Annotated in this window: 21 protein-coding genes; 9 read left to right on the top strand and 12 right to left on the bottom strand. The window is 68.4% G+C overall.

Annotated elements, in window-relative coordinates:
* Nucleotides 1-50: 50 nt before the first annotated feature.
* A complete protein-coding gene (locus ACZZZQ_RS08715; protein WP_400339027.1) occupies nucleotides 51-1682 on the top strand; it encodes a fucose isomerase in 1632 nt (543 codons plus the stop codon).
* Nucleotides 1683-1834: 152 nt separating this feature from the next.
* A complete protein-coding gene (locus tag ACZZZQ_RS08720) occupies nucleotides 1835-3043 on the top strand; it encodes an endo-beta-N-acetylglucosaminidase H (protein WP_463507350.1) in 1209 nt (402 codons plus the stop codon).
* Between the two features lie 19 nt (nucleotides 3044-3062).
* Here the strand turns inward: ACZZZQ_RS08720 and ACZZZQ_RS08725 are convergent, their stop codons facing one another.
* The 5 genes from ACZZZQ_RS08725 to ACZZZQ_RS08745 are packed head-to-tail and all read right to left on the bottom strand — an operon-like array spanning nucleotide 3063 to nucleotide 9503.
* Entirely contained in the window at nucleotides 3063-5096 is a 2034-nt protein-coding gene (locus tag ACZZZQ_RS08725) for a glycoside hydrolase domain-containing protein (RefSeq protein ID WP_463508091.1), read from the bottom strand.
* The gene (locus tag ACZZZQ_RS08730; protein ID WP_463507351.1) at nucleotides 4988-6343 is read right to left on the bottom strand and encodes a hypothetical protein; all 1356 of its coding nucleotides are present in this window, start codon (nucleotides 6341-6343) and stop codon (nucleotides 4988-4990) included. The genes ACZZZQ_RS08725 and ACZZZQ_RS08730 overlap by 109 nt, the downstream gene beginning before the upstream one ends.
* Complete coding sequence (locus ACZZZQ_RS08735) at nucleotides 6340-7275, bottom strand: carbohydrate ABC transporter permease (protein ID WP_230100944.1); 936 nt, start codon at nucleotides 7273-7275, stop codon at nucleotides 6340-6342. The genes ACZZZQ_RS08730 and ACZZZQ_RS08735 overlap by 4 nt, the downstream gene beginning before the upstream one ends.
* Nucleotides 7272-8159, bottom strand: coding sequence for a carbohydrate ABC transporter permease (locus ACZZZQ_RS08740; protein ID WP_230100945.1), 888 nt, complete (start codon nucleotides 8157-8159; stop codon nucleotides 7272-7274). Before ACZZZQ_RS08740 ends, ACZZZQ_RS08735 begins: the two co-directional genes overlap by 4 nt.
* Nucleotides 8160-8201: 42 nt before the next feature.
* The gene (locus ACZZZQ_RS08745) at nucleotides 8202-9503 is read right to left on the bottom strand and encodes an ABC transporter substrate-binding protein (RefSeq protein WP_187249283.1); all 1302 of its coding nucleotides are present in this window, start codon (nucleotides 9501-9503) and stop codon (nucleotides 8202-8204) included.
* Nucleotides 9504-9715: 212 nt separating this feature from the next.
* On the opposite strand from ACZZZQ_RS08745, the gene ACZZZQ_RS08750 reads away from it, so the two are divergent.
* Nucleotides 9716-11026, top strand: a complete 1311-nt coding sequence (locus ACZZZQ_RS08750) for a glycoside hydrolase 5 family protein (RefSeq protein ID WP_187249284.1) — start codon at nucleotides 9716-9718, stop codon at nucleotides 11024-11026.
* 30 nt (nucleotides 11027-11056) lie between these two features.
* Here the strand turns inward: ACZZZQ_RS08750 and ACZZZQ_RS08755 are convergent, their stop codons facing one another.
* On the bottom strand, nucleotides 11057-12088 hold the full coding sequence (locus ACZZZQ_RS08755; RefSeq protein ID WP_053098044.1) for a LacI family DNA-binding transcriptional regulator: 1032 nt from the start codon (nucleotides 12086-12088) through the stop codon (nucleotides 11057-11059).
* Between the two features lie 189 nt (nucleotides 12089-12277).
* Here ACZZZQ_RS08755 and ACZZZQ_RS08760 point away from each other — a divergent pair, with 189 nt between their 5' ends.
* Nucleotides 12278-15271, top strand: coding sequence for an alpha-mannosidase (locus tag ACZZZQ_RS08760; RefSeq protein ID WP_463507352.1), 2994 nt, complete (start codon nucleotides 12278-12280; stop codon nucleotides 15269-15271).
* A 220-nt stretch (nucleotides 15272-15491) separates the two neighbouring features.
* Complete coding sequence (locus ACZZZQ_RS08765; RefSeq protein WP_372984058.1) at nucleotides 15492-15902, top strand: MmcQ/YjbR family DNA-binding protein; 411 nt, start codon at nucleotides 15492-15494, stop codon at nucleotides 15900-15902.
* A 22-nt stretch (nucleotides 15903-15924) separates the two neighbouring features.
* Here the strand turns inward: ACZZZQ_RS08765 and ACZZZQ_RS08770 are convergent, their stop codons facing one another.
* A complete protein-coding gene (locus tag ACZZZQ_RS08770) occupies nucleotides 15925-16581 on the bottom strand; it encodes a hypothetical protein (protein ID WP_463507353.1) in 657 nt (218 codons plus the stop codon).
* Nucleotides 16578-17105 carry a MarR family winged helix-turn-helix transcriptional regulator gene (locus ACZZZQ_RS08775; RefSeq protein ID WP_463507354.1) on the bottom strand — a complete coding sequence of 176 codons (528 nt, stop codon included), beginning with the start codon at nucleotides 17103-17105 and terminating at the stop codon, nucleotides 16578-16580. The genes ACZZZQ_RS08770 and ACZZZQ_RS08775 overlap by 4 nt, the downstream gene beginning before the upstream one ends.
* A 164-nt stretch (nucleotides 17106-17269) precedes the next feature.
* On the opposite strand from ACZZZQ_RS08775, the gene ACZZZQ_RS08780 reads away from it, so the two are divergent.
* On the top strand, nucleotides 17270-18808 hold the full coding sequence (locus tag ACZZZQ_RS08780; RefSeq protein ID WP_463507355.1) for an HNH endonuclease signature motif containing protein: 1539 nt from the start codon (nucleotides 17270-17272) through the stop codon (nucleotides 18806-18808).
* Nucleotides 18809-18925: 117 nt separating this feature from the next.
* On the opposite strand, the gene ACZZZQ_RS08785 is transcribed toward ACZZZQ_RS08780, so the two are convergent.
* Nucleotides 18926-19516, bottom strand: a complete 591-nt coding sequence (locus ACZZZQ_RS08785) for a hypothetical protein (RefSeq protein WP_053098040.1) — start codon at nucleotides 19514-19516, stop codon at nucleotides 18926-18928.
* Nucleotides 19517-19637: 121 nt separating this feature from the next.
* On the opposite strand from ACZZZQ_RS08785, the gene ACZZZQ_RS08790 reads away from it, so the two are divergent.
* A complete protein-coding gene (locus ACZZZQ_RS08790) occupies nucleotides 19638-20864 on the top strand; it encodes a glycosyltransferase (RefSeq protein WP_053098039.1) in 1227 nt (408 codons plus the stop codon).
* Nucleotides 20861-22105, top strand: a complete 1245-nt coding sequence (locus tag ACZZZQ_RS08795; protein ID WP_321163945.1) for a glycosyltransferase family 4 protein — start codon at nucleotides 20861-20863, stop codon at nucleotides 22103-22105. Before ACZZZQ_RS08790 ends, ACZZZQ_RS08795 begins: the two co-directional genes overlap by 4 nt.
* Here the strand turns inward: ACZZZQ_RS08795 and ACZZZQ_RS08800 are convergent.
* From ACZZZQ_RS08800 to ACZZZQ_RS08810, 3 genes are read right to left on the bottom strand one after another with little or no spacing between them, the layout of a single operon-like run.
* Nucleotides 22090-22599: a hypothetical protein gene (locus tag ACZZZQ_RS08800; RefSeq protein WP_463507356.1), complete on the bottom strand. Its 510-nt coding sequence runs from the start codon at nucleotides 22597-22599 to the stop codon at nucleotides 22090-22092. The two genes, ACZZZQ_RS08795 and ACZZZQ_RS08800, sit on opposite strands and share 16 nt — an antisense overlap.
* Before the next feature lie 15 nt (nucleotides 22600-22614).
* Nucleotides 22615-23172, bottom strand: coding sequence for a hypothetical protein (locus tag ACZZZQ_RS08805; protein WP_463507357.1), 558 nt, complete (start codon nucleotides 23170-23172; stop codon nucleotides 22615-22617).
* A 51-nt stretch (nucleotides 23173-23223) separates the two neighbouring features.
* Nucleotides 23224-23385, bottom strand: a complete 162-nt coding sequence (locus tag ACZZZQ_RS08810) for a hypothetical protein (protein ID WP_171821952.1) — start codon at nucleotides 23383-23385, stop codon at nucleotides 23224-23226.
* A 90-nt stretch (nucleotides 23386-23475) separates the two neighbouring features.
* On the opposite strand from ACZZZQ_RS08810, the gene ACZZZQ_RS08815 reads away from it, so the two are divergent.
* On the top strand, nucleotides 23476-24450 hold the full coding sequence (locus tag ACZZZQ_RS08815) for a GlxA family transcriptional regulator (protein WP_171822003.1): 975 nt from the start codon (nucleotides 23476-23478) through the stop codon (nucleotides 24448-24450).
* The last annotated feature ends 43 nt before the right edge of the window (nucleotides 24451-24493 follow it).

A 24493-nucleotide genomic window follows, 5' to 3' on the forward strand; every position in this document is an offset into this window, starting at 1 on the left:
CGATTTCACGTACAGTTGCAGGACACGTGCGATCAAGGAGGACGCGAGTCATGACCTATACCCTGCCGACGACGGCATCCCGACCGGTGTCCGCGCCGAAGACCGCGTACCTGATCGCCTCCGGCGACCTGCGCGAAGCCGCGAACACGGGCGGTTGGCCCGTGCAGGTCGAACTCGAAGCGGGCGTCACCGGCGTCTTCGAACAGCTCGGCTGGAGCGTCGTCCGAGCCAACGATGTCGATCCCGAGACCGGCCACGGCTTCATCTCGAGCCAGCGCATGGGCCTCGAGGTCTTCAAGAACATCCCGACGGATGCTCCGCTGATCGTCGCCGAGGCCGTGTGGCAGTACTCGCACCACGTGCTCGCAGGACTGCGCACGCACGAGGGGCCGATCCTCACCGTCGCGAACTTCGCGGGGGACTGGCCCGGCCTGGTCGGACTCCTCGGCCTCAATGCCGGCCTCACCAAGATGGGCAAGCCCTATTCGACGATCTGGTCGGTCGACTTCACCGACGACTGGTTCACGGATGGCATCAGGGAGTGGACGGAGACCGGGTCGATCACCCATGACGCCTCGCATGTGCGTCCTCTGCCCGAGCTGCCGGACAGCCCCGAGAAGCAGCTGGGTGAGGCGCTCGCCGCCGAGCTGCGCGCCGAGAAGGCCATCATCGGCGTCTTCGACGAGGGCTGCATGGGCATGTACAACGCGATCTTCGACGACGAGCTGCTCAACCAGACGGGCATCTACAAGGAGCGCCTCTCGCAGTCCGCGCTGTACGCCGAGATGCTCGAGGTCGGCGAGGATGAGGCGGATGCCGCCTACGACTGGCTGATCGACGCCGGCATGACCTTCCGCTACGGCGAGGATGCCGCCACCGAGCTGACCCGTGAGCAGGTGCAGTGGCAGCTGAAGATGTATATCGCCGCACTCCGCATCGCCGACGATTTCGGGCTCGACGCTGTCGGCATCCAGTACCAGCAGGGCCTGAAGGACCTCGTCCCTGCATCGGACCTCGCCGAGGGCATCCTGAATTCGACCGAGCGCCCTCCCGTCACCTCTCGCGACGGTTCGCGCGTGCTGCACGACGGCCGGGCCTTCCCGCACTTCAACGAGGCTGACGAGGGGGTGGCAGTCGACGCCCTCGTCACCGACCGGGTCTGGCGCGCCATGGGTCTGGTGCCCGACAACACCCTGCACGACGTGCGCTGGGGCGAGGACTTCGACGGAGAGTTCGTCTGGGTCTACGAGATCTCGGGCTCGGTGCCCGCCTCGCATCTCGGCGGATGGCAGAACGCCGAGGGCTGGCGACAGGGCCACGTCTTCTTCCCTGCGGGCGGCGCCACGATCAACGGCGTCTCGAAGCCGGGCGAGATCGTGCTGTCGCGCGTGTTCATCGCCGACGGCATCCTGCAGGCCGACATCTTCCGAGCCTCCGTGGTGGAGCTGCCTGCGGAGGAGACGCAGCGACGCAAGGATGCCACGAACCCGGAGTGGCCGATCGCGCACGTCGTGCTGCACGGCATCTCGCGCGACCAGTTCATGGCCCGCCACAAGGCCAACCACGCGCAGCTCGTCTACGCGCCCGACGCCGAGACGGCCGACAAGGCGCTGATCGCGAAGGCCGCGATGTTCGCGGGCATGGGCATCCAGGTCAATCTCGTCGGAGATGTGACCATCTGAGCGAAGGGTCCAGGCGGTCGAGAAGGGGCGGATGCTGCGGCATCCGCCCCTTCTTCTCTGCCTTCCCGTCACATCACTTAAGCGCTATAGTCGGCGACAGGTCGCGACGGTGCGACCGGATTCGACAACGACGCCGAAGGAGACGATCAGTCATGAACCAGAACGTCAGGAATCACCGGTTCCGAAAGGGCATCGCCGGTTTCGGAGTGCTCGCCACCGCTGCTGCCGGCATGCTCGTCGGAACCGCGGGTGCCGCCGCCGACACGACCGAGCCGGTCGACCCGCAGCTCGCCGTGTACGTCGAGGTGAACTCGAACGATTTAGCCAACGCCGCCGACTACACCCTTGCCGAGTCCGGAGACGCCGCCATCGACATGGCCATGATCTTCGCCGCCAACATCAACTACGACGGCGAGAAGGCGTACCTGCACTTCAACGAGCGGGTCACCGAGACGCTCGACGACGCCGAGACGCAGATCCGTCCGGTGCAGGAGAACGGCACCAAGGTGCTGCTCTCGGTGCTCGGCAACCATCAGGGTGCGGGATTCGCGAACTTCACCTCCTATGCGCAGGCGGATGCGTTCGCCGCGCAGCTCGCCGACGCCGTGACGACCTATGGTCTCGACGGCATCGACTTCGACGACGAGTGGACCGAATACGGGGCGAACGGCACCCCGCAGCCCAACCCGCAGTCGTTCGGATGGCTGGCCACGGCGCTGCGCGACCGTCTCGGACCCGACAAGATCATCAGCCTGTATGCGATCGGTCCGAGTTACACGACGACCGACTTCACGCTGTTCGACGCGGCCGGCGTGCTCGACTACGCCTGGAACCCGTACTACCCGACCTATGACGCGCCCACCGTTCCGGGGCTGGAGGACCGCACCCGCCTCGGGGCAGCGGCGATCGACCTCTCGAACACGAGCGCCGCGACGGCGGAGGACTTCGCGACCCGCACGGTCGCCGACGGCTACGGCGTCTATGTCGCCTACAACCTCACCGCGACCGATCAGTCGGCCTATCTCTCGGGCATCACCGAGGCGCTGAAGGGCGAGGCGACGGAGTACCGGGCGGCGCCTCGCGACACCACCTCGCCGACCGTCACGATCAAGGACGGCGCGCGATTCACCAAGGTCGAGACCGACGGCAGCTACCAGCGCGTGAGCTACAAGCTCTTCGACGAAGGCAAGATCGACCGGCTCTCCGTGAACGGGGTCGTCAAGGACCTCGCGGACAACGCGTGGAGCGACCTGAACTTCGTGAAGCCCGGTGTCTTCGGTGCGGTCGTGGGGGAGAACACGCTGCAGGTGGTCGACGTCGCCGGCAACGTCACCGAGCTCTCGTTCGTCCTGTCGAAGTGACGACGCGCGCTCGAGGCCATCACCCGAGGTCGAAGACCTCGATCTGACGGATCGTGACCTCGGCATCCGCTCGCAGGCGGATCGCCGGGGTCACGACGCGCGACACCAGCTCGAACGGGGTCGTGCGATCGGCCGGGAGTTCCGCGTCGTAGGTGGTCGGAGCCGCCGCCCAGCATCCGTCCGCGTCGAGGATCTCCCATCGCAGCCGAGACGACGGGGCGCCGGTGGCCATCGTCACTGTGAGATCGGAGACCGCGCGCGGCTCGGCGAAACGCCATCCTGCCCATTCGCCGGCCGCCAGGACGACGCCGCTCGAACCGCTCGGGTCGCCGTCGTCGAACAGGCGGTCCGCATCGATGACGGATGCCGACGCGATGACGCCTCCTGTGTCTGCCGTGAGATCGCGGCACCAGGGCGCGATCTCATCCGTCATCCGCTCACCCGTCTCGAGAGCATCCGCGGGCTCGGTTCCGAAGACCAGTTCGAGCTCGACGTCCCCGACGAGGGCGTCCCCGGCGAGGGCGTCGACGGGAAGTTCGGCCCTGGGCAGGTCGACCCCGTCGAGCCGGGCACGCTGCAGCACGTGCGCTCCCGGCTCTCGGCGATGAGAGCGGATGCGCAGCGAGCGGCCGTCCGCGCGATCGACGCGGATGTCGTCGAAGAGGGGCGAGCCGATCCTCAGCACGCCGGACGCGAGCTCGAGCGGATAGAGACCGAGCGCGGCCCACAGCCACCAGGCGCTCATCTCGCCGTTGTCCTCGTCGCCGGGGAAGCCCTGTCCGATGTGGGCGCCTGCGAAGAGACGCCCGGCCAGCTCGTGCACGATCGCGCCGGCTCGCCACGGCCGGTCGCTGAACGCGTACATGAAGGGGATGTGATGGGCGGGCTGATTCGAGATCGCGCACATGCCCGAACGCAGGGCCCTCGCCTCCCGCTGCTCGTGGATGACGGTGCCGTACGCCCCGCCGAATCGCTCGTCGGCGGTCTCCGGCTCGGCGAAGAGCGCGTCGAGGTGCTGTGCGAAGGCCCCACGTCCGCCGTGCAGCGCGGCGAGGCCGGCGCCGTCGTGCACGGCGCCCACCGACATGCCCCAGGCGTTCGTCTCGACGTTGTCGCCTCCCCAGGTGCGCGGGTCGAACTCGGGGGCGAGGTCGCCGTCGGCATCCCTGCCGCGGAGGAACCCGGATTCCGAGTCGAAGAGTGTGCGATACGACCGCGCTCGGTTGGCGAAATAGCGGGCGAACGAACGGTAGCGAGCGGCATCGCGGTCGGAGCCGGGAGCGGCTGCGCGTTCGGCTTCGAGGGCCAGCTGCTCGGCGAACCGGCCCAGCGCCGCGTCGCTCACCGCGTTCTCGACGGTCCAGCTCATGCCCTCCGGCACCTCGGACGAGATGTAGCCGGTGAAGCGTCCGCGTGCGATGCCCTTGCGGCCGCGTCGCGCATCGGGCCCGGGTTCGCAGGCGTTGCGCCATCCGCTCTCGAACGCCTCCGCCCGGTCGAACGCCACGCCCCACCGGGCGGCATCGGCGAAGATCTGGTCGCTGGAGGTGCCGACCATGCTGTCGACATATCCGGGCGCGCTCCACCGCGCCATCCACCCTCCGCGACGGTACTGCTCGAGCTGGCCGTCGAGCAGTCTGCCGGTCAGCGAGGGATCGAGCAGCGCGAGCGCCGGCCACTCGGTGCGATAGGTGTCCCAATAGCCGTTGTTCACGATGAGCTCGCCGTCGACGATCGGCGCGCTCGTCTCACTCTCCCCGAACGGCGCGCGTGGGGCGAACACGTCGGCGAAGCGATGCCGCGGCGCCTCTGCAGTGCCGGCATTCTCGGCGGCGGAGTTCGGATACAGATGCATCCGATGCAATGCGGCGGCTATCCGGTTTCGATTCTCCTCGTCGGCCAATCGGCGATACGGGGTCTCGGATGCGTCGAGCGGCGGGATCGTCACGCGGCCCAGCACCCGGTTCCAGGAGGCTGCGGCTTCCGCTCGCAACTCGTCATATGCGATGCCCGGAGGACACTCGATCTCGAGACTGCGCCTGGCCTGCTCCACCGACAGGAACGACACGGCCACGCGCACCTCGAGCGACCCGTCGCCGGCGACGTAGCCCGCGACCCGCGCCCGTCCGTCGTCGTCGAGGGCGCCGTGCAGACTCGTCGCAGGGTCGCCCTCGCCATGCAGCACGGCGCCCGCGAAGTAGCAGCGGGGGAGTTGCCCCAGTCCTCGGAGCCCTCGGGCGTCCACCCCTCGAAGCCACCGCCGTCGGTCCAGTGCAGTTCGCCGTCATCGGTGGGCTGATCGATCACGAAGCCGACGACCGCGTCAGTGTCTGCGCCATGCACGCGGAAGGCGGCGGTGTGCGACGTCGCGGTCATCTCCACGCGCAGACCATCACCGAGATCGGCGGCGTACTCGTGGGGGCGTGCTCGCTCGGTGCCCGGGGCGATCCACCGGCGGCGCGCGGCGCGCTCGGAGGCCGGATGCCCGTCGAACGGCATGAGCTGGAGCACCGAGCGGTCGCCGATCCACGGACTCGGCTGGTGCGAGAACTGCAGGGCCTCGAGGCGTCGCCCGGGTGGATCATCGTGGATGCTCGGCCGATACGGCCAGCGCGTGTCCGAGGCATCGGTCGCCGCGGTGACGAAGGTGAAGCCGTGCGGCACGGCGACGGCGGGGGTGGTGTTGCCACGCGAGAAGCGCGGGCCCGAGTGGCTGCCGCGACGAGTGTCCACTCGCTCGACCGGTGGCGGGTCGGCGACGGCATCCTGCTGCTCGACCTGCTCCTCGACCAGGACCTGCACGAATCCCGTGACGAGCGGCGGCAGTCCGCTCATCCCCGCCAGGGATCCGCTGCCGAGCACCAGCTCGACGGTGGCGGAGGTGCGCGGGGCCGAGCCGGGGAGCATCGGCGCCAGCGACACGGTGTCGGCGTTCCACTGCTCGGGCATGCTCCAGCGCGCCGCGAACTGGGCATCGGCGGTCATGGCGAAGTCGTACCGGTCACGCACGGCGGCTGTCTCGCCGAGCCGCGCGCCGCCGTCCCCGCGGACATCGACGGTCACCGCGAGGGCGGCATGCGGAGCCAGGGTCGCCGCATCGCCGTCTGCGTAGAACGCCCAGTGCAGCAGAGTGTCGGGGCTGATCGCGACGTCCGCGAGTCCGGGAACATCGATCCGCTGTTCGCCCGCTGACGGATCGAACGAGTAGGCGAACACGTCACCGCGGAGCACGCCGGAGTGAGGGCGGGACGACGGAGGATCGGCGGGTCCGTCGGCGGGCGTGAGCTGGGCGTCGCTCACCCCTTGACCGCGCCCTCCTGCACGCCCTTGAAGAAGAACCGCTGCGTGAACGAGAACATGATGACGATCGGCACGAGGGCGATCATGGTGCCCGCCGCGATCAGGCGCGGGTCGACCGAGAAGCTGCTGTTGAGGTAGGCCATGCCGACGGTGAGCGTGTACTTCGACGGATCGGAGAGCACGATGAGGGGCCAGAGGTAGTCGTCCCAGGCGCCGATGAAGGCGAAGATCGCGACCACCGAGACCATGCCGCGGATGTTGGGCCACACGATGTGACGGATGCGCTGCCAGGTCGTCGCTCCGTCGACCGTCGCGGCGTCCAGCACGTCCTTCGGGATCATGCGGCAGGCGGTGGCGACGAGCAGCACGTTCATCGCGCTGATGGCGCCGGGCAGGAACACGCCCCACAGGGTGTCGGCGAGGCCGAGCGAGCGGATGGTGAGGAAGTTGCTCGTCACCGTGACCTCGCCGGGGAAGAGCAGGGTCGAGAGCAGGATGGCCATGACGATCCACTTGCCGCGGAACCGCATGCATCCGAGGGCGTAGCCCGCGAAGGTCGCGAGCACCACGTTGCTGACGACGGTGCCCACCGAGACGAGCAGCGAGTGCCAGGCGTAGAGGTACACCGGCACGATCTCGGCGACCGTGGCGTAGTTCTGCAGAGTCGGCTCGCGGGGGATCAGGTTGGGCGGGAACGAGTAGATGTTCTCCTGCGGACCCTTGAACGACGTCGAGAGCTGCCAGAGGAACGGGCCTATGACGAGCACCAGCACGAGCAGCAGCAGCGCATAGCGGCCGATGAGCCCGCCGAGCGTCGGCTTGCTGAAGTCGCCGGAACCGCGGCGGCGGAAGATGGGTTCGCGCGTGGTCGCAGCCGACTGATCGTCAGGGCGACGGTCGTCGTCGATGCGGGGCGGAGTGAGGGTGCTCATGCGGAGACCTTCGCCTTCTTCTCGCGATTCATGAAGGCGATCGCGGCCAGCGGGATGAGGGTGAGGAGGAACAGCGCGACGCTGATCGCCGAGGCGTAGCCGATGTTGCCGTTCAGGCCGGAGCCGACCTGGCGGATCAGCATGACCAGCGACATGTCGTATCCACCGGGACCTCCCGTGCTCTTGGAGAGCACGTCGAGCTCGGCGAACACTCTCATCGCCGAGACGGCGATGAGCACCGCGATGAGGAGCATCGCTCCGCGCACCGACGGGATCGTCACCGACAGGAAGCGACGGAACGAGCCGGCGCCGTCGAGCATGGCCGCCTCGTGCAGCTCCTTGCCGACATTGCCGAGCGCGGCGAGGTACACGACCATGTAGTAGCCCAGACCCTTCCACACCGTGAGCAGGATCGCGCAGCCGAGCAGCAGCCACCGGTCGACGAGGAACGCCATGGGCTTGTCGACGAGGCCGAGGAACTCGAGCGTCTGGTTGATGATGCCGCGGCTGTCGAACAGCCAGGTCCAGATCAGGGCGACGACGACGACCGAGGCGATGACGGGGAAGTAGAAGGTGGTGCGGAAGAACGCGATGCCCGGCAGCTTCTTCTGCACGAGCAGGGCGAGCAGCAGGGGAAGGATCGTGAGCAACGGCACGCAGACGACCACGTAGATGATGCACGTGGTGAGGGCGTTCCAGAACATCTCGTCGCCGAACATCCGCTCGTAGTTCGCGGCGCCGACGAACTCGGGAGTCCGCAGAGGACGTGCGTCCGTGAAGCTCAGGAAGACGGTGTTGAGGAACGGCCAGAGCGCGAACACCAGCACCCAGACGACGGCGGGGCCGAGGAGCAGCCAGGGTGTGAACCACCGGTGCGATCGCATGGTCGTCCTCCGGCTCCGGATGCTGGTGTGCGCGCTCATGGCTTACTGGTCCACGCGGTTCGCGTTGGCGTACTCGACGATCTTGTCGAGCTGCTCCTGCGCGTCGGCCTCGCCGTTGACGGCGAGCGCGATCTGCTGGGTCATGTACGTCGCCATGTCGGAGGTCCACTGGAACGGGATCGCCTTGGCGTCTTCCATGGCCGTGAACACGGTGTCGATCGCGGAGAGCTGCTTCTCGTCGGTGATCGACGAGGAGATGTTCTCGACGACGGCGTCGCCGCCGGCGGAGGTGCCGGGTGCGGTGCCGACCGCGAGCGATGAGAACGCGACCTGGTTCTCCTCGTTCGTCGCGAACTCGGCGAACGCGAGGGCGGCCTCCTTGTTGTCGGAGTCGGCCGAGACGTTCAGTCCCTGCACGTAGAGCGGCGGGATGCCCAGTCGCTGCGTGGCGACCGTGTTCTCGAGCAGCGCGGGCGCGTCCTTCGCGAGGTCGGTCGTGAAACCAGTGCCACCGGTCGTGAAGGCCACCTTCTCCTGGATGTACGCCTCGGCGTTTCCGCCGTAGTCGCCGGTCAGCGCCTCGGCCGGCATGGCTCCGGCCGCGTACGCGTCGGCGTACTTCTCGATGATGGCCGCGGCCTCGTCGGTGTTGAAGTCGAACTCGCCGTCGTCGTTGATGACCTCCATGCCGGCCGACGTGAACGTGTCGAGTGCCGGGATCGATGACAGCAGCTGGACCTTGCCGCCGGACTCGGTCGCGACGTCCTTCGCGAGGGTGAGCAGCTCGTCGACCGTCGTCGGGAGGTTCTCCTCGGTGACGCCGTAGGGGGCGAGCTGAGCGAGGTTCCACCATGATGCGTCGCTGGACAGGTACCAGGGCAGACCGTACGTGCCCTCGACACCCGGGTACTGGCTGTAGGCGTCCCATGCGCCGGTGTTGTATGCCGACTTCAGGTCGGGGTCGGCCGTCTCGAGGTCGACGAGCTTGCCGGCGGCGACGAGCGGGTAGGCGATGTCCGGTGGCAGGTTCAGCACGTCGGGCAGCGTGTCGGCGTTCGCCTGGCTCAGGATCTTCTCCTGGTAGCCGTCGCCCGGCTGGTCGAGCCACTCGACCGTGACCTCCGGGTGCTCCTTCTCGAACGCGTCGATCAGGTCTTCGAAGTAGGGCGTGAACTTCTCGTTCTTCAGCGACCAGGTCTGGAACTGGATCGTCCCGCTCAGCTCGCCGGAGGTGTCGATCGGTCCGTCGGCATCGGATGTGGCACCGCCTCCGGTGCAGCCGGCGAGCGCCATGGCGCCGATCGTGAATGTTGCCAGAGCGACAATGCGTGCGGGAACTTTCATCGTGCTTCTTCCTCGAGGCGGGCGATTGGCGGTGTCCGTCCAACGGACTACAACGCTTTAGCAGATGAAACCATCCGATCCCGTCGCTGTCAAGGTCTCGAGGCTGCGTGCATCGGCGGGCCGCGGTATTCCGGGTAGCGGTCCGTTGCTCAAGCGTTATAGTGGTGCGACCACGTCCTCGTCGGAGGGCTCTGTCGGAAAGGTCCGGACACATGACGCAGCGCCGCGCTCTCGATGCTCGCCTGAGATTCGGGGCGAACTACACGCCGTCGAAGGACTGGATGCACTCCTGGCTCGACTTCACCCCCGACGATGTGCGCAGGGACTTCGCGGCGCTCGCCGAGCTCGGTCTCGATCACGTCCGGGTCTTCCCGTTGTGGACGGTGCTGCAGCCGAACCGTACTCTGATCCGCCCGAAGGCGATCGACGACGTCCGCTCGATGGTCGACATCGGCGCCGAGTTCGGGCTCGACGTCAGCGTCGACGTGATCCAGGGGCACCTGTCGAGCTTCGACTTCGTCCCGTCATGGTTGTACACCTGGCACGACCGCAACATGTTCACCGATCCGAAGGCGCTCAGCGGGCAGGTCGACCTCGTTCAGACGCTGGCCGGTGCGCTGCGCGATGCGCCGAACTTCCTCGGCCTGACGCTCGGCAACGAGACGAATCAGTTCTCGGCGCACACGCACCCGTCCCCGTGGCCCGTGACGATCGACGAGGCAGGGCACTGGATCGAGTCGCTGCTCTCCGCGGCCGAGGGTGCGGCCCCCGGTCTCTCGCACGTGCACAGCGAGTACGACGCGGTCTGGTACATGGACGGGCACGGCTTCACGCCCGCGCACGCGTCTCGGCTGGGCGAGATGACCACCATCCACTCCTGGATCTTCAACGGCACGGCTCAGCGCTACGGCGGCCGTTCGGTCGCCTCCGACCGCCACGCCGAGTACCTCATCGAGCTCTCGCGCGCCTTCGCGACGGATCGGGATCGACCGGTCTGGCTGCAGGAGGTCGGCGCTCCGTCGAACTGCCTCGACGAGAGCGAGATGCCCGGATTCCTCGAGGCGACCCTGCGATCCGCGGTGCGCACCGAGAACCTCTGGGGCGTGACCTGGTGGTGCTCGCACGATGTGAGCCGCGAGCTCGGCGACTTCCCCGAACTGGAGTACTCGCTGGGCCTGGTCGATCAGAGCGGTGCGGCCAAGCCGATCGGCCGCCGGTTCGCCGAGCTGATCCCCGAACTGCGCGAACGGGCGGCCACGCCGGAGCGGGAGACGGCCATCGTCGTCGACGTCGACGAGCGCGAGGTGCCGGTGAGCCGGGCGGCGCTGAGCCCGGGCGGTGCCGTGTTCCAGGCGTGGGTGGATGCCTGCGAGCGCGGGCTCGACCCCGCCTTCGTGACGTCTCAGACGGTGCGCGACGACGCGGCGCTCGCCGCGCGCGGCATCCGTCACCTCATCCGTCCTGATCTGTCGACGAGCGGTGTCGACCCCTACGGCTCCGTCAACACCGTCGTCAGCGGCTGAGCGCGACGCCGTAGCGGCCGAAGGGCTCCGTCAGGACGCGGCCGTCGGCGGGGCGGTGCTCTCGCGGGCGGTGAGCGTCGGCGTCGGGCCCTGCGCGCTCGGGAGGTTGGTCCCGGCGACGATCTGCTGCAGCAGCAGTGTCGCGGCCTGCTCGCCGAGCTCGAACGTGTCGCGGGTCATCGCGGTGATCGACGGATTGATCAGGCCGGCGATGACGGAGTCGTCGAAGGAGGCGATCGACACGTCGCGGGGCACCGCGCGGCCCATCTCCTGAGCGACGCGGAGGCCGGCGACGGCCATCACATCGTTGTCGTACACGATCGCCGTCGGGCGGGGCCTCGCGGAGAGCAGCGATCGCGTGACCGCGGATGCGCGTGCGGGGGAGAAGTCCGTCGTGATCACTTCGCTCGAGACGCCGTCCGCAGCCATGCGATCGAGCACCTCGGCACGCAGCCGGGTGTGCTCGAGTTCGGCGGGACCCGCCACGTAGGCGATGCGGGTGTGTCCGAGCGCGGCGAGGTACGAGAAGAGGGTCTCGGCCACCTCGTCGTCGGCGATCCAGACGCTCGGCACCGCTCCGTCGGGTGAGGGCTTGGAGCCGATCAACACGGCGCGGGCGTCGAGGGCTGCGATCCGGTCGCTGCGCGGGTCGTCGTCGCGGGGGTCGATGAGGATGATGCCGTCGACCTGGTTCGACGAGCGCCACTGCCGATGCACCTCCATCTCCTCGGCGATGTCGGTGACCAGCCGCAGCTGCAGGCTGACCTTGCTCTCCGACAGCCGGGATTCGATGCCCGCGATGAGGTCGGTGAAGAAGGCCTCCGAGCCCAGCGAACGGGCGGGGCGTGCGAGCGCGAAGCCGACCGTGTTGGCACGGGCTCCCACGAGGGCGCGTGCCGCCGAGCTCGGCTGCCAGTGGTTCTCCTCGACGATCGCGAGGATCCGCTGGCGCGTCTCGTCGCTCACCCCCGGGCGTCCGTTGAGCGCGAACGAGACTGCTCCGGGCGAGACTCCGGCCATGCGCGCGATGTCCGCGATGGTGACGCGTTTGGCCGAGGTCATGGGCCTCACACTACTTGATCGGTTTAGCCGCTCGGTAGCCGCACGACAGGGGTCTGACACGCTCGATGCGAGATTTACTAGATCGCTTTAGTAAATCCGATAGCATTGTCGGCACCTGCCCGAGAATCGGGCTCCAGTCGCGCACACCGCCTATGCACCACTCACCGTCGAGCCCGGAGAACCAGATACATGCATGACGACACCTCGCTCACCGTCGGCCGCGTCAAGAGGGTGCTCGACGAGCGCATCCGCCCGGCCGTCCACTCGGCCGCCGTCCCCCTCACCGTCGAGGTCAACCAGATCCCCGGCGAGCCGATCAGTCCCGCCGACGGGCTCGCACTGGACTTCGCCCCGGCATCCGTGCCGAGCATGTGGGGTCCTGCCTGGTCGACGACCTGGTTCAAGATCACCGGCGCAGTGCCCGCCGACTGGGCGGGCCGTCGGGTCGAGGCCGTCATCGACCTCGGGTTCGACATCAACATGCCCGGCTTCCAGTGCGAGGCGCTCGTCTACCGGCCGGACGGAACACCGGTGAAGAGCATCAACCCACGCAATCAGTGGCTGCCGATCACCGAGACCGCGCACGGCGACGAGCCGGTCGAGCTCTACCTCGAGGCGGCCGCCAACCCGGTTCTGCTCGACTACCACCCCTTCCTGCCGACGCAGGAGGGCGACATCCGCACGTCCTCCCGCGAACCGCTCTATCGCACCCGCCGCATCGACCTCGCCGTCTTCGAGCAGGAGGTGTTCGAGCTGTCCCTCGACCTCGAGGTCCTGTTCGAGCTCCAGGCCGAGCTGCCGGCGACCTCGCCGCGACGGATGCAGATCCTGCAGGCGATGGACGATGCCCTCGACGTGCTCGACCTGCAGCACATCGTCGAGACCGCTGCCGATGCCCGAGCTCGACTGGCGCCGGCGCTCGCGGCGCCCGCCGAGGCCAGCGCCCACCGCATCTCGGCGATCGGACATGCGCACATCGACTCGGCCTGGCTGTGGCCGGTGCGCGAGACGATCCGCAAGGTCGCCCGCACCACGTCGTCGATGGCGACGCTGATCGACGAGCAGCCCGACTTCCTCTACGGGATGTCGAGCGCGCAGCAGTACGCATGGCTCAAGGAGCACCGGCCCGAGGTCTACTCCCGGGTCAAGGCCGCGGTCGCGGACGGGCGATTCCTGCCGCTCGGCGGCATGTGGGTCGAATCCGACACCGTGATGCCGTCCGGCGAGTCGCTCGTGCGCCAGTTCTCGTTCGGTCAGCGGTTCTTCGAACGCGAGTTCGGCATCCGCTCGAAGGGCGTCTGGCTGCCGGACAGCTTCGGATACTCGCCTGCGCTGCCGCAGCTCATGCGCCGGGCCGGGTTCGAGTGGTTCTTCACGCAGAAGATCTCGTGGAATCAGCAGAACGCGTTCCCGCACCACAGCTTCCTCTGGGAGGGCATCGACGGCTCGCAGGTGTTCACGCACTTCCCGTCGATGGACACGTACAACTCGCAGCTGAGCGGCATGGAAGTCGCCAAGGCATCTCGTCAGTTCAAGGAGAACCGCGTGACGTCGCGGTCGATCGCACCGGTGGGCTGGGGCGACGGGGGCGGTGGCACCACGCGCGAGATGACCGGCAAGGCGAAGCGCCTCGAGAACCTCGAAGGCAGCGCGCGGGTCGTCTGGGAGCACCCGGACACCTTCTTCGAGGCGGCCAGGGCCGAGCTGCCGAACCCGGCCGTATGGGTCGGCGAGCTCTATCTCGAACTCCACCGCGGAACGCTCACCAGCCAGCACGCCACCAAGGCGCTGCACCGGTGGTGCGAGCACGCACTCGTGGAGGCGGAGCTGTGGGCGGCGACGGATGCCGTGCGCACCGGCGCCGCATATCCCCAGGCCGAATTCGACCGCCTGTGGGAGACGGTGCTGCTGCACGAGTTCCACGACATCCTGCCCGGCACCTCGATCGCCTGGGTGCATCGTGAGGCCGTCGAGGTCCTCTCGCGCGTGCTCGCCGATGCGCAGGCGCTCGCCGACGCCGCGCGCCGCTCCCTCGCCGGAGAAGGCGAGCGCGAGCTGCGGTTCGTGCCGACCTCGGTCGGCGGCGGTCGTGCCCTCGGCGCCGGCTTCGTCGAGGCGCCGGCCCCGGCATCCGTCCTGCTCGCAGGAGAAGACGGCGGCTGGCGGCTCGAGAACGAGCTGGTCTCCGTGCTGATCTCCGCCGAGGGACTCATCGTCTCGGCGGTGGACAAGGCGTCGGGCCGAGAGGCGGTGGCCGAGGGGCGGGCGGCGAACCTGTTCCAGCTGCACCAGGACTTCCCGAACATGTGGGACGCCTGGGACATCGATCGCTACTACCGCAACAGCGTCGACGACCTCACCGCGGTCGCATCGATCTCGGCATCCGTCGTCGACGGGGTCGCGACCGTCATCGTGACCCGGGCGTTCTCGGAGTCGACGATCGAGCAGACCATCACGCTCGCCCCGGGCGAGCGCACCGTGCTGTTGCGCAACGACGTGGACTGGCACGAGACCGAGAAGCTGCTCAAGCTCGCCTTCCCTCTCGACATCCAGGCCACGCACACCGAGGCCGAGACGCAGTTCGGCTACCAGTCGCGGGTGACGCACACGAACACCAGCTGGGAGGCTGCGAAGTTCGAGACCTCGATGCACCGCTTCGTGCTGGTGCGCGAGCAGGACTTCGGCGTAGCGCTCGTGAACGACTCGATCTACGGGTACGACACCTCGCGCGAGGTCTCGGACGACGCGGTCGCGACCACCGTGCGGCTCTCGCTGCTGCGCGCACCGCGGTTCCCCGATCCCGACACCGATCACGGGCACCACGAGATCACGATCGGCTTCGTGATCGGAGCCGATGCGGCGATCGCGACGACCGAGGGGATCCGACTCAACACCGCGCCGACGGTCGTGCACGGCGAGCGCGAAGTCGCGCCTCTCGTGTCCGTCGACGGCGACGGCATCGTGGTGTCGGGCGTGAAGCTCGCGGACGATGGCTCCGGTGACGTCATCGTCCGTCTCTACGAGGCGCTCGGTCGCCGCGCCGTCGGTTCGCTGGTCGCCGACTTCGAGCACAGGGAGATCCGTGAGGTCTCGCTGATCGAGGATGCGATCGACGACCCGCGCGTCGGCGGAGAGCTGCGCCTGCGGCCGTTCGAGGTGCGGACGCTGCGCATCGTGCGGTGAGGCAGCCGTGAGGATGTCCTCCGACCGGCATCCTCCGCGCAAGAACCCATGGCGGGCGGGGATCCCCGAGCAGACCACCGGTGGTGTGAAACGAGACGCCTCGAGTCGCGCCCAGGGTGCGCGTCGACAGGCGAAGCGCGACTCGCGCTGAACGCCACCCGAGGGGCGGCGAGCGGATGCGGCCATTGTGGCGGCCGCCTCACGGGAGGACGATGGGCGGATGGCGACCGTCGATGATGTCCGTGAGATCGCTCTCGCGCTCCCCGGTGTGACCGAGCGTGTGGGCGGACACACCGGCGAGCCCTCCTGGCGCCTGGCGAGCGGTCAGATCGCCTGGGTGCGCGGGCCGAGCAAGGTCGATCTGCGGCAGCTCGCCGACCTCGGGCTCGACTGGCCGGAGGGGCCCGTGCTGGGCGTGCGAGTCGGCAGCCTCGATGAGAAGGCGGCATTGCTCGCCGCAGAGCCCGAAGGGCTGTTCTCCATTCCGCACTTCGACGGGTACCCCGGTGTGCTGGTGCAGCTCGATGCGGTCGAGCGCGACCGGCTGGCGGAGATCATCGCGGACGCCTGGCTGGTGCGGGCTCCGGTACTCGTCGCGAAGCAGTGGCTCGCGGACCGCGGGTTGGACTGACCGCGCCGCGATCAGGCCTCGTTCAGGCCGCGACGAGGAACGGTCGGGCGGCGTCGAGGAACGCGCGCGGGTCGTCGGCCCACAGGCGGATGCGGTCGACCTGATGAGTCCCGCCCTTCGGCGCGAGGCCGGGGAGCCGGATCGCGACGGGGCGTTCGAGTTCGATCTCGATGTTGGTCTCGTCCTGCATCCGCTCGGCGTACTCCGAACCGATGACCCGCGGCTGCTTGGGCTCATCGACGCGACGACTGATCGCGATCGACGCGATGTCGGCCCAGCCGATCGGCACGTCCAGCTCGAGTCCGCTGCGCACCCGGACGCCGTCTGGCCCCACGGCATGCGGGCGCATGAGCATCGCGCACAGCAGACCGACCATCCAGGTGACGCCCCAGATCCCGAGCACCAGCAGAGTGATCCGCACGACGGGCCACTGATGCACGATCAGGTCGAGGATCGGGATCTCGACAGCGGAGAGGCCGATGAAGATGAACAGCACGGTGAGCACGGGACGGTGATAGCTGATCCCCGTGCCGCCCTCCGGGACTGCGGGACGACGGGCGATGGCACGCGCGATGCTCGAGTAGACGCGAAGCTCGGCGACCCATGCGCGATGGAGGAAGGTGAGGATGCGCGCGATCGGGGTCGGGCTCGGAGCGGTCGTCTGCAGATGCTCGGTCATGGCGTGCCCTCCGGTGTCGGTGCCGGTGCCGGGGTCGGTGTCGGCACCGGTGTGGGTGCGGGTGCGGGTGCGGGTGCGGGGGCGTGCGCGCTCGCCGCGGAGGTGACGAGGTTCTCGAGATGCGCGGCGACGGCTGTCAGGCCACGCTCGACCGCGGCGCGGTCGTCGGGGGCGATCGCGTTCAGCAGCGTCTCATTGAGCTGCGCGTGCTCCTCCTGCATCTGCGACATGGTCTCGAGGGCGGTCGAGGTGAGCTCGACCAGCACGGCGCGGCGGTCGGAGGGATGGGGGGTGCGACGGACGTGACCTGAGCCCTCGAGTGCGTCCACGAGAGCGGTGATGTTGCGGGGTGTCACCCCGCAGAGGGTGGCGAGGGTCTGCTGCGTCGACGGACCGGTGTGCTGCAGGACCCACAGGAGGTGCACACGGGTCGGTGTGAGATCCGTGCCGGCGAACGCGCGGGCCATGTCCTTCTGGAACAGGTCGGCGATCTGAAGGAGGCGGTCGACGAAGAGGGGTTCCATGGTGGTTACCCTATTACATTGTTACCTCTGTTCACAATAGGCGTCGCCTGATGGCGTGCACCCTGCGCTGTGCCATTCCGGGAGATCAGAATACGGATCTGATCTGGGGTAATTCTTGGTGGTTTCGGGTCTCGAATGTCGGTGGCCCGGGGTTGACTGGGGGTATGAACAGCACTGCGGAGCTTCTGGATCGGGTCATCGCCGACCTCGACACGGTGCTGTCCGATGACGCGCTGGCGGGGTTGTCGGATGCGGATCGGGTGACTGTTCTGCAGGGTGCGGGTGCTGTCTTCCGCCGCGCGGAGGCCGTGATTGTCGAGACGATCGCGACGGGCGACGCGGCAGACTTTCCGCATTCGGCGGGGTGTCGGGGCCTGAATGAGCTGTTGCAGCGGACGGTGTCGGTGGATGTGCGGGGCGCGTCCCGGGTCGACAGGGTCGTCGATCTGGTGCGGCGTCCGGTGAGTCTGGCGGGGGAGAGGATGCCGGCGCGGTGGTCGGAGTTGCGTCTCGCGTTGCTGGATGGGGTGGTCGGGGTGGCCGGGTTTCTTGCGGCGACGGGGCCGATCGAGAAGGTGTGGGATCGGCTGACGGTCGATCAGCGGTTGGCGGCGGATGTCGCGTTGGCGGGGTGTGCTCGCGGCCACGGCGTCGTGGTCGACGCTGATGATGAGGGCCTGGAGGCTGATGAGCCGGGTCCGGCGCCGACCGCTCAGGACTTGAAGGCCCTTGCCGAGGATCTCGCGTCGATGTTCGACCCCGATGGGGAAGAACCCAAGGATGAGGACTCCCGGCGCCGGCGGGGCATCACGATCGGCCGTCTCACGCACGGCGTGCACGCGATCCGCGGGTATCTGACCCCGGACGTCGCGGCGCAGCTGCAGCTGATCCTGGACGCGATCCTCAACCCCAAAAGCGACGGCCCGCCCATGCCCGGAGTGCACTTCGCCCCGAGCGAGGGTGCGGATGCGGATGCGGATGCGGATGCTGGTGCGGATACTGACGCCGGCCCGGACGTAGAGGACGGTGACCCGTTCAACTCGGATCCGCGGTGTGTGCTTGATGACCGCTCCGCGTCGCAGAAGCGTCACGACGCCCTCGCGATGGTGTTCGCCATCGCCGCGCGACACAACGACATGCCCACCCTCGGTGGAGCGGCGCCGGTCCTGGTCGTGAACGTCGACGCGAAGGATCTCGTGGGCGGAATGGGCGGAGCGGGCGGAATGGGCGGAGCGGGCGGAAACGGTGGGTGGGCGACGATCCCGGGATCCGGTGCCCACGTCCCGGTCTCCGTCGCCGCGCACGTCGGATGCGCGGGGACGATTCAACGGGTGCTGGTGGATGAGGGCAGGATCATCGGGATCACGACCACCGACCGGGTGTTCACCGTGCACCAACGCCGGGCGATCATCGCCCGCGACAAAGAATGCCTCATTCCCGGGTGCCATGTTCCGGCGTCGTGGTGCGAGATCCACCATGTCGTCGAGCATGTGCGGGGTGGTCCGACGCATACCGATAACGGGGTGCCGTTGTGCTGGTGGCACCACCGATCCCTCGGGACCTCGGGGTGGGAGATCCGCATGGACGACGGGGTCCCGCAGGTACGAGGACCGAGATGGTGGGATCCCGACGAACGATGGCGCACACCGAGGCTCAGCGTCCTGCGGAACGTGCACGTTCGAGCTGCCCCTATGCGGGTCTGACCTGACGGCGTTGACCGGAGAAGAACAGCCGAATAGGGCACCTTCGCCCGCATCCACGACCCGGGAAGGTCCCGCGATCGAACTCTGGCAACCGCCGCTCGGGCGGGAGAATCGAGCTCAGGCGGGTCCGAGGCGGAGCACCTCGGGAGATTCGCCGCCCGTGACCTCATCGGCGACCCGGATGCTGCGCGCGAGGTCATCGAGCGCACCGTCGAGCGTGCCGAAGCGTTCGCGGTCGCTGCACATCGCGGTCAACGTCACCAGGTGCGTGCCGGTGTCCCAGGTGTAGGTGACGAACGGCGGAGATGCAGGGGACGGCGGCATCGCCACGACGAGCTTCTCTCCCGTGCCCAGCCAGCGGCTCGAGAAGGACTGGGTGTCGTCGTAGTCCATCGGCATCGAGGCGCGGGCGATCCGGACTTCGGGAGTCAGCGCCTGCGCGGTCGCCATCGCCACGACCAGCTCAGGGTCCGCCTTCCAGGTCCAGACGAGCACGCGCCCGTCCGCCCGGCGCATCAGCATCGGCGCCGCCTGGCTCATCGCCCAGGCGCCGAGCCGCGAACCCGGACGCTGCGTGGCGCCGATCGCCGAGTTCACCTGCCCCAACAGCATCCGGATCGCCGCCTTGCGGTGCCGGCGACCCCTCCATCCGAGCGAATCCGTCACGGGGATCCACAGTTGCGGGTCGGCGTCGGCAGTCAGTCGCATGCCTCCACGGTAGGGGGTGAGGCTGAGGGATGCCGGTATGCCTCAGCAGCTCGAACAAGCCCCTCGGGTAGAGTGGCGATCGCCCGATCGGGCTCCCCTGGCCGCCGTACCGTAAGGCAGAATGTCCTCCTCTACCTCCGATCCGACGAGTGCTTCCGACGTCGCTCCCCACACGGGACCCCGTCCACTGCGCATCCTGATCGGATGCGACACCTTCGCGCCCGACATCAACGGTGCCGCGCGCTTCGCCGAGCGCCTCGCCGCCGGTCTCGTGCAGCGCGGCCACGACGTGCATGTCGTCGCCCCGAACCTGGTCTACCGCCGCACGCCCGCGCGGACGGAGGTCATCGAGGGCGAGCCGATGACTCTTCACCGGCTGCCCTCGGTGCGCTGGGCTCCGCACGACTGGCTGCGCTTCGTCTGGCCGTGGCGCGTGAAGCACTACGCCCGCAAGATCATCGACGACGTGCAGCCCGACGTCGTGCACATCCAGTCGCACATCGTGATCGGTCGCGGCCTCTCGCGGATTGCTCACGAGCGGGGCATCCCGGTGATCGCGACGAACCATGTGATGGCCGAGAACATCCTCGACCACACCACGATGCCGAAGTTCATCGACGATCTCGTGCTGCGGTGGGCGTGGGGAGACGCGAAGCGCACCTTCGCACTGACCCGCGCGATCACGACGCCGACGCGTCGAGCAGCCGACTTCCTCGAGCGCACCGTCGCCGTCGAGAACGTCATTCCCGTCAGCTGCGGCATCGACCGCACCCAGTACACGCCGGTCGTCGCACCCCGTGACGCGAATCGCATCATCTTCGTCGGCCGACTGACCGCCGAGAAGCAGGTCGAGGTCATCCTGCAGGCGATGACGAAGCTCGACCCCGCCCTGCACGCCACGTTCGACATCGTCGGCGGCGGGGATCAGCGCAAGCAGCTCGAGAATCTCTCGCACCAGCTCGGCCTCGCCGACCGCGTGACGTTCCACGGACGCACCAGCGATGAGGAACTGCGGGCGCTGCTCTCGCGTGCCTCCGTCTTCACGATCGCCTCGATCGCCGAGCTGCAGTCGATCGCGACGATGGAAGCCATGGCCTCCGCGCTCCCGATCGTCGCAGCGGATGCCGTCGCACTGCCGCACCTCGTGCACGACGGCGAGAACGGCTACCTGTTCGAACCGGGCAATGCCGATGCCCTGGCGGCGCGGCTCACCGATGTGCTGACCGCGTCACCCGGGGAGTACGCCCGCATGCAGCAGGCATCTCTCGACGGCGTCGCGATCCACGACATCAACCGCACGCTCGACACCTTCGAGGCGCTGTACCGCGACGAGCCCCTGCCCGAGTGACGGCACCCGCCATGCACATCGTCTTCTTCGGCGATCAGCACCTCGACTCGCTCGGCGGGGCGCAGGTGTCGATGCGGCTGCAGCGCGAGTTCCTCGAGCGCGCAGGCCACACCGTGACCGTCGTGGCACCGAAGATGCACGGATCGCGGGCTGCAGGCGGCACCGATCCCTCGAACCTCGACCTGCCGTCGGTGCCGATCACCGTCGACCGCGAGTATTCGATGAGCTGGCCCGGACGCCGCACGGATCGCTTCCTCGATCGGGCGCTGACGCATCGACCGCCCGTGGATCTCGTGCATGTCCAGGCGGACTTCTGGGGTGCGTTCATCGGGCACCGATATGCGGCTCGACACGGCATTCCCGTCGTGCACACCATGCACAACCGCGTGGACGTGGGGATCGCCGCGGTCACCCCGCTGCATGGGCCGGTGCTCTCTGCGTTGAACATCTGGCGGCGCCGGGCGCTCGCGGGGGTGGTGCCGACGATCGGCGGCAGTGACGGCTGGGCGTTCCTGCGTGGAATCGCCGGCGGTGCGTCAGCGGTGACAGCACCGTCGACCCACTTCGCCCGACGCCTCGAAGAGCATGGGGTATTCAGTCCGGTCGATGTGGTGTGGAACGGCATCGACGACGACATCCGCGACGCGACCCTCGCCGCCGCGCCCGGCGAGCGTGAACCGGGGCGCCCCCGTTTCGTCTGGCTCGGGCGCATGAGCCCCGAGAAGCGACTGCTCCCCTTCCTCGAGGCCTTCGTCGAATCGGGAGTCGATGCCGATCTCGAGATCATCGGCGGAGGCGCCCAGCGAGCCGCGGCGGAGAAGATCGTCGAGGACCTGCCGACGGTCCGATTCGCCGGCAAGCTCAGCTATCCCGACACGCTGGCGCGAATCGCCGCCGCTGACGCGCTCGTGCAGACCTCGATCGGCTTCGAGACGCAGGGGATGACGCCGTTCGAGGCGGCGACGCTCGGCACGCCGTCTGTGATCAGCGACCCCGACATCGCCGCAGAACTGGGTGGCGGTCTCTGGGCTGTCCCGGGTGCGTCAGGCACCGAGGACCAGCGACGGGCGGGTCTCGTCGAGACGCTGCGCCGCGCGGCATCCGACATCGCTGCCGGCACCGCACCTCTGCCCATGCGCGAAGTCTCGGAGTCGTTCCGTCAGTCGTCGCGCACCGCCGCGATGATCGAGGTCTACGACCGCGTGCTCGCGGCCGAGTCTCGCACTCAGAACCCGAAGTAGTAGAACAGGTTCGACACCCACGAGACGAGGGTGCCGACGACGGCGCTGCCGCCCACGCCGATCGCGATCGCCGCGAGCAGGTGAGGTGCCGGGCGCCGAAGCGCGATGAGTCCCAGCACCAGACCGGCACCCGCGCCGGCCAGCACGATGAGATTCACGAGGTTCGACAGCAGATCGACGAACTGGTAGCCGACGCTCATGTACATGAACGGGGTGACGATCTGGAAGAAGAGCCCCACGGCCGCGGCGCTCACCGCCACGATCAACGCGGTGCGACCGAGGCTCCCGGGCCGCGGTGCTGTCTGCCCTGATGCGTACGGCGGCGTCGCGACTCCGTAGGGCTGGGCGGGCTGTCCGTAGGGCTGGCCGGGTTGCGCGTACGGCTGGCCGGGTTGCGCATAGGGCTGGCCGGGTTGCGCGTGCGGCTGGCCGGGCTGCGTGTGCGGCCTGCCCGAATCCTGGGGGGCGTCTGGGTTCTGCTGCTGGTCGCTCATCGATTCTCCGGACGGTCAGAAGGGAAGCGCGTAGAAGAGATTCGACACCCACGAGATGACGATTCCGACGAGCTGCGATGCGGTGACGCCGATCGCGATGCCGGCGAGGATCTTCGGCCCCGGTCGTCGCACCGACATCAGGCCGAGGATGAGTCCGACGACGGCGACGACCAGCACGAGTCCGTTGCCGATCGCCGAGAACGCGCCGATCGCGAAGGGGTCGCCCGTCATCCGGAACATCAGAGGGTACGACAGCGTGACGACAAGCCCGATCGCGAGCGAGACCAGAGCGAGGAGGAAGGCGGTGCGCCCGAGGCCGGCTCCGGGCTGGGCCGGACGCTGCTCGCCCGGGTACGGCTGTCCGGCATATGTTTGTCCGGCATATGTTTGTCCGGCATGCTGCTGTCCGGGGTAGGGCTGTCCGGCGTGCGGCTGGCCGTCGTGCGGCGCGTGCTGCGGTTGCGGTGGCGGCTGCGGTGCCGGCTGCGGTACCGGCTGCGCCGGATAGTGCGAGCCCGCGTAGTCCGGGGGAGTTCCGTGTGGCTGCGCGGGAGGCTGCTGGGGCTCGCTCATGCACACGAGCGTAGCCGCGCATGCCGGCGCGCAGGGAGATTCCGCTCCGGTTCAGCGATAGACGCGCCCGGTCTCCGCTCGGTCGAGCGCGTCTCGATCGGCGACGCGGGACCAGTCAGTGGGAACGCGTCGGTATCCGTCGCGGCGGAGTTCGATGACCGTGGACACGAGAGCCCACACGGCGAGGGCTATGAGTGCGATGATGAGGAACATGGCAGAAACGCTACGATCACTGTTGATCTGCCACGAGTGGCAGAATAGACTCTGCACGTAGGAAAACTGCCAAACCGGGAGAGCGCCATGATGAAGACCGTCGCCTGCGTCGTCCAAGACGGATTCGCGCCGTTCGAGTTCGGCCTCGCCTGCGAGGCGTTCGGACTGGACCGGTCGAACGACGGGGTCCCGAACTTCGACTTCCGGGTCGTCGCTCCGCACCCCGGTGTCGTGCAGTCGAAGCTCGGCTTCTCGATCAACGTCGAGCACGACCTGTCGTTCGCCTACGAAGCGGACCTCGTCATCCTGTGTCCGGTTCCCCGGGAGTACTGGACGCAGATCGACCCGCTGCTCCTCGAGGTCGCCCGCGACGCGGTCGCGCGCGGCGCTTGGGTACTGACGATCTGCAGCGGATCCTTCATCCTCGGCGCCGCCGGAGTGCTCGACGGGCGTCGGGCGACCACGCACTGGATGTACTCCGACGTGATGGCCGAGATGTATCCCGAGATCGACATCGACCCCGACGTGCTCTTCGTGCAGGACGACCGCATCATCACGAGCGCAGGCACAGCGGCGGGCATCGACGCCTGCCTGCACCTGCTGCGGATCGAGCTCGGGGCCGAGCTCACCAACCGCATCGCCCGTCGCATGGTCGTGCCGCCGCAGCGCGACGGAGGCCAGGCGCAGTTCATCGACCGTCCGATCCCCGTCGCGCAGAACGATTCGCTCGCCGCCGTCGCGGACTGGGCCGTCGCGCACCTCCGCGACGATCTCGGCGTCGACCAGCTCGCGGCCCGCGCGCTCATGTCTCCCCGCACGTTCGCCCGACGGTTCAAGGCGGAGTACGGCGCGACTCCGGCGGCCTGGCTGGCGCGGCAGCGTGTGCTGCACGCCCAGCGGATGCTCGAGCGCAGCGATCTGTCGCTCGAGCAGATCGCCGACGAGTGCGGCTTCGGGTCGGCGGCCGTGCTTCGGCAGAACTTCTCGCGGGTGCTCGGCACCACCCCGACGGCCTACCGTGCGCGCTTCTCGTGCGCCGACGACGGCGAGTCGTCTGCGGCCTGAGCGCGGCACCGCGCGACGCAGCTGCGCCGCACGCTGCGCTCAG

It is taken from the genome of Microbacterium sp. AC132, assembly GCF_979258525.1.

Bases quoted from the DNA above. Each gene is read 5' to 3' on its own strand.
- ACZZZQ_RS08715 (WP_400339027.1), top strand. From the start codon at position 51: ATGACCTATACCCTGCCGACGACGGCATCCCGACCGGTGTCCGCGCCG.
- ACZZZQ_RS08765 (WP_372984058.1), top strand. From the start codon at position 15,492: ATGGCGACCGTCGATGATGTCCGTGAGATCGCTCTCGCGCTCCCCGGT.
- ACZZZQ_RS08745 (WP_187249283.1), bottom strand. From the start codon at position 9,503: ATGAAAGTTCCCGCACGCATTGTCGCTCTGGCAACATTCACGATCGGC.
- ACZZZQ_RS08785 (WP_053098040.1), bottom strand. From the start codon at position 19,516: ATGCGACTGACTGCCGACGCCGACCCGCAACTGTGGATCCCCGTGACG.
- ACZZZQ_RS08755 (WP_053098044.1), bottom strand. From the start codon at position 12,088: ATGACCTCGGCCAAACGCGTCACCATCGCGGACATCGCGCGCATGGCC.
- ACZZZQ_RS08810 (WP_171821952.1), bottom strand. From the start codon at position 23,385: ATGTTCCTCATCATCGCACTCATAGCCCTCGCCGTGTGGGCTCTCGTG.
- ACZZZQ_RS08760 (WP_463507352.1), top strand. From the start codon at position 12,278: ATGCATGACGACACCTCGCTCACCGTCGGCCGCGTCAAGAGGGTGCTC.
- ACZZZQ_RS08740 (WP_230100945.1), bottom strand. From the start codon at position 8,159: ATGCGATCGCACCGGTGGTTCACACCCTGGCTGCTCCTCGGCCCCGCC.
- ACZZZQ_RS08750 (WP_187249284.1), top strand. From the start codon at position 9,716: ATGACGCAGCGCCGCGCTCTCGATGCTCGCCTGAGATTCGGGGCGAAC.
- ACZZZQ_RS08800 (WP_463507356.1), bottom strand. From the start codon at position 22,599: ATGAGCGACCAGCAGCAGAACCCAGACGCCCCCCAGGATTCGGGCAGG.
- ACZZZQ_RS08780 (WP_463507355.1), top strand. From the start codon at position 17,270: ATGAACAGCACTGCGGAGCTTCTGGATCGGGTCATCGCCGACCTCGAC.
- ACZZZQ_RS08775 (WP_463507354.1), bottom strand. From the start codon at position 17,105: ATGGAACCCCTCTTCGTCGACCGCCTCCTTCAGATCGCCGACCTGTTC.
- ACZZZQ_RS08720 (WP_463507350.1), top strand. From the start codon at position 1,835: ATGAACCAGAACGTCAGGAATCACCGGTTCCGAAAGGGCATCGCCGGT.
- ACZZZQ_RS08790 (WP_053098039.1), top strand. From the start codon at position 19,638: ATGTCCTCCTCTACCTCCGATCCGACGAGTGCTTCCGACGTCGCTCCC.
- ACZZZQ_RS08770 (WP_463507353.1), bottom strand. From the start codon at position 16,581: ATGACCGAGCATCTGCAGACGACCGCTCCGAGCCCGACCCCGATCGCG.
- ACZZZQ_RS08805 (WP_463507357.1), bottom strand. From the start codon at position 23,172: ATGAGCGAGCCCCAGCAGCCTCCCGCGCAGCCACACGGAACTCCCCCG.
- ACZZZQ_RS08815 (WP_171822003.1), top strand. From the start codon at position 23,476: ATGAAGACCGTCGCCTGCGTCGTCCAAGACGGATTCGCGCCGTTCGAG.
- ACZZZQ_RS08735 (WP_230100944.1), bottom strand. From the start codon at position 7,275: ATGAGCACCCTCACTCCGCCCCGCATCGACGACGACCGTCGCCCTGAC.